General features: G+C 41.9%; 1 protein-coding gene. It reads right to left on the reverse strand.

The annotated features are described in order from the left end of the window. A partial coding sequence (locus HC175_RS16865; protein ID WP_168139512.1) for an ATP-binding cassette domain-containing protein occupies positions 1 to 206 on the reverse strand: 206 nt, incomplete at its 3' end. Positions 207 to 561: the final 355 nt, after the last annotated feature.

A 561-nucleotide genomic window follows, 5' to 3' on the forward strand; every position in this document is an offset into this window, starting at 1 on the left:
CCGTTGAGGATGTATTGTCCTGAAGTTGGTGTATCCAGACAACCAAGCAGGTTCATCAGGGTTGATTTCCCCGAGCCCGAGGGTCCCATAAAGGCCACATATTCCCCTTTTTCTATTTCCAGGTCAATACCTTTTAGAACTTTTACTACTTCCTGTCCCAGAAAAAAATCCCGGGTAATTTGCCTGATCTTGATTACGCTGCTCATATAAAATCTAAATTCACAAAGTTAGACGCAAGGTAAGCTACTTTGTTACATTTCTACAAGAACCGGCGAACAAGAAAATTCCGGATTACAAGCACCAAACTCCAAAGCTGAATTGAGGATTTACCTTTAAATTCCCTAAAGGAGAGGTTAATTCCTTGGTCGTTGAAAAAAAATGGACCACCTTGTCAGGCTGAGCTATTTTTTCACCCGGAAGGGTGGGGAAATATGGTCGAAGCCGGTTTTTATTCTATTCTGTTGTGGTAACGAGGTTGATGATAGAGCTCGTCACGGATCACAGATCCGCGCCAACTGCTATGAATTATTGTTCCTCTATACAAAAGTCTATTGAAGTAGT

This window comes from Salinimicrobium oceani (assembly GCF_012037645.1).